We start from the raw sequence: 3,455 nt of genomic DNA, 5'->3' as shown, positions 1-3,455 counted from the left end.
TAAAAAGATGACATTTCTATATCCTAAAATAAACAATGTAACAGGTAAATTTACCTGTACAACCTACGATCATTTTAAGCTATTACCAATGCCTGTTTTAAACGCTTTAGCTCCGCTTTTAAACTAATCATCATTAACATAAAAAACCAAACCAATGAAAATCAACTATTACGGTCACTCATGCTTTTCGGTAGTTGCCGGGGGTAAACACATCCTGTTTGATCCCTTTATTACAGGCAACGATTTGGCTAAAGACATCAACATTGATGAAATTAAAGCCGATTACATTTTTGTATCACACGGTCATTATGATCATGTTTTGGATGTGGAAACTATAGCAAACCGTACAGGAGCCATGGTTGTGGGCATTTTTGAAGTATATGACTACTTCAGCAAGAAAGGTGTTAAAAATGTACATCCTTTAAACCCGGGCGGTAAGGTGACTTTTGATTTTGGTACTGCCAAATCGTTCATTGCCCAACACTCGGCCAGCTTTCCGGATGGTAGTTATGCAGGTGTGGCCTGCGGTTATGCTTTAAAAACCGACGACGGTAACCTTTATTACAGCGGTGATACCGGCCTTACCCTTGATATGGAACTGGTGGCTAAATGGGTTGACCTTGATTTTGCCGTTTTCCCGATAGGTGATGTTTTAACCATGGGCGTTGAAGATGCCATTGAGGCCGCAAAGCTGGTAAAGGCTGATAAAGTTTTAGGCGTTCACTATGATACCTTTGGCTTTATTAAAATAGATACAGCTGCTGCTGTTAAACAATTTGAACAAGCTGGATTAAAACTGTTTTTACCCGGTATTGGCGAGAGTATAGATATTTGATCGGCCTAAACGTTTGTTATCATCTGAAAGTGAAATAACAAAGACGGAGAAGACTTACGAAGTTTTTAAAGCTTCGTAAGTCTGGATTTTAAGAAAGCAAAAAAGGCCTGCTCCAATTAAATTGAAGCAGGCCTTTTTCTTTTCAAAGCTCCCCATTTAGTGAACTGGAGGCGTGGCTTTTACACCAGGTTGATCTCAACGTTGATGTTACCATAAGTTAATTTAGAATAAGGACATGTTCTGTGAGCTTCTTCAATTAAAGCTTTGGCTACTTCCACATCCAGGCCTGGTAAACTTACATTTAAACGGGCCTGTAAAAAGTAAGCACCGGTAGTGATACCCAAATCCACTTCTGCATCAATGGCCAGTTCGGCAGGGAGCTCGATCCTTTTTTTAGCGGCAGCTAATCCGATAGCGCCTTCAAAACATGCTGACCAGCCGGCTGCAAACAGTTGCTCGGGGTTTGTACCTGGTTTAGGGGTTCCGGGAGTTGAATGTTTAATATCCAACTGACCATCACTGCTAACAGACGAACCACCGTCACGACCGCCAACTGTGCGCACATTAGCGGTATACAATACTTTATCAATTTTATTAGCTGAGATATCTTCGATTACTTTGATCTTATTGATAGCTGATTCTTTAATAGTTTCCATTGTGTTATTTATTTAAACAGTTTTTGTTTTTTGTATGCTCAAAGATACCCTGATATCGGCCCGAGTCCTATCAGTAACTATGCGAGCCGGACACTGCATACCACGAACCGGACATTCTTTAAGCCGAAAATCCAATCAACAAAAAGGATTATTGAAACTTTTAATTACAATCGATAACGGATAAAGAAAACAGGCTATGCTTTACGCATAATAATTCTAAATAAATTTGGATACTACGTTTATAAACAGCATTTTTAAATAACCTTTGTTCGTAAACCAATTGAAAAAACTTGTCGCTCTGATGTTGCTTAACATTCATCTGCTTAATATAGGCGGGCATGTAGCGTTACATCAATTCCTGGTTTATAAAAGCAACAGATACTTTACCGAACAAACTGCCAAAGGCTTTTACAATGTAAATGATCTCACTGAAGTAGTTATCCCGGCTAACATGCCCGGCATAACCGACTGGAAAAGCTACGAAAACATTCACGGACAGATCCAATTTGGCAGCAACTGCTACAATTATCAAAAAATGCGCGTAACGAGGCATGCCATTTATTTAATGTGCACGCCTAACTATGAAACCACTCGCCTGGCCGATAAAAACATCATTAATGCGAAGGATGTAAAAGAGAACCCGGTACCTCAAAAAGAACATGTTCCCTTTGGTAAAATAACTATGCAGGACAACCTCAATTTCACTTTTGTGCACTTTGAGTTTAGTTGTCCAATAAAATATACTCAACAAATTGTTGTTCACCCGGTTCAACAGTTAATTCCTGCTCACCAGGATATCCCGGAGCAACCGCCTAAGGCCGTTTGCTAATTTTTTTCCCTGTCTTAATTTATTTTTTGGGTAGTGGTTGTACCACTCTACTGCTGTGTTATTATTTATTTCTGTCGATAGTTTATTCGTGGCTCAAAGGCTATGATATTACTATATATCGATAGTATCGATAATCTCCAGACAGGTATATCCTCTCCCCCAACCTACAAACATTCAACTAATTATTTATGCCTTATATTACCCTTGAAAGCCATTTGCCGGGCATTACCGGTTTGTTGGAGTATGCCAAAGAACCGGCACAACCTATCCGTAACCTTACGCAATTTTTATTGCGCGGGCCGTCAACCCTATCCGAAGCCGACCGTGAGCTGATTGCCACCGTAGTATCGCACAACAACCAATGTACCTTTTGTACCACCGCGCACACCGCCGCCGCCGATCTGCTGGCTGGTGAAGCCGAAACAGCGCAAAAAATAAAGGAAAACATTGAAACCGCCCCGGTTACCGAGAAAATGAAAGCCCTGCTTACCATTGCCAAACTAACCGCTCAAAACGGCCGCAATGTAACAACCGAAGCCATTGACCGCGCTAAAGCTGCCGAGGCTACCGATGTTGAAATTCATGACACCGTACTGATAGCCGCCCTGTTTTGCTATTACAATCGCTATGTTGATGGATTGGCCACTGCCCTCCCAGCCGATGCCGGTTACTACAATGTACTGGCCGAACGCCTGGTTAACCATGGCTACACTCGCCTGCCGCAAGGTTATGACCATTTAAAAAAATAATCCTACCCCCCTGATTTAAATTAAAACCCAATCACAATGAAAAAACTTTTATTATTTGTATTACTGCTCACATCCATAAACCTGTTTGCCCAGGAAGTTAAGGTAACGGGCAACATTACCGATGCGGCTACAGGCAAGCCCGTTTCGGGCGCAAGCATTTCCGTTAAAGGAAAACTTACAGGCACCACTACCGATTCAAAGGGCAATTATACTTTGAGTGCCAGTAAATTAAAGCTGCCCTTCACTATTGTTATATCTGCCGTAGGCTTTGAAGTGCAGGAAAGCCAGGTAACATCTGCCAACAATAACATTAGCGTTAAACTAACACAAAAGGCAATTGTACTTAACGAGGTTGTATCATCGGCCACCCGTATTAACCAAAGCAT

General features: G+C 41.4%; 5 protein-coding genes. 4 read left to right on the top strand and 1 reads right to left on the bottom strand.

The features are described from left to right. Positions 1–154: 154 nt before the first annotated feature. On the top strand, positions 155–835 hold the full coding sequence (locus VF500_RS28840) for a metal-dependent hydrolase (RefSeq protein ID WP_330862965.1): 681 nt from the start codon (positions 155–157) through the stop codon (positions 833–835). Between the two features lie 179 nt (positions 836–1,014). Here the strand turns inward: VF500_RS28840 and VF500_RS28835 are convergent, their stop codons facing one another. Next, the gene (locus VF500_RS28835) at positions 1,015–1,491 is read right to left on the bottom strand and encodes an organic hydroperoxide resistance protein (RefSeq protein ID WP_330862964.1); all 477 of its coding nucleotides are present in this window, start codon (positions 1,489–1,491) and stop codon (positions 1,015–1,017) included. Positions 1,492–1,771: 280 nt separating this feature from the next. Here VF500_RS28835 and VF500_RS28830 point away from each other — a divergent pair, with 280 nt between their 5' ends. The 3 genes from VF500_RS28830 to VF500_RS28820 all read left to right on the top strand — a co-directional run. Continuing rightward, positions 1,772–2,320, top strand: a complete 549-nt coding sequence (locus VF500_RS28830) for a hypothetical protein (RefSeq protein WP_330862963.1) — start codon at positions 1,772–1,774, stop codon at positions 2,318–2,320. Between the two features lie 188 nt (positions 2,321–2,508). Then, positions 2,509–3,069 carry a peroxidase-related enzyme gene (locus VF500_RS28825; protein ID WP_330862962.1) on the top strand — a complete coding sequence of 187 codons (561 nt, stop codon included), beginning with the start codon at positions 2,509–2,511 and terminating at the stop codon, positions 3,067–3,069. A 36-nt stretch (positions 3,070–3,105) separates the two neighbouring features. Next, on the top strand, positions 3,106–3,455 hold a 350-nt coding region (locus tag VF500_RS28820), incomplete at its 3' end, for a carboxypeptidase-like regulatory domain-containing protein (RefSeq protein ID WP_330862961.1).

The organism is Mucilaginibacter sp. (assembly GCF_036383575.1).
Lineage (GTDB): Bacteria > Bacteroidota > Bacteroidia > Sphingobacteriales > Sphingobacteriaceae > Mucilaginibacter.
Note: the sequence above shows the minus strand (reverse complement) of the source record. Positions and strands in the feature narration are given on the sequence as shown.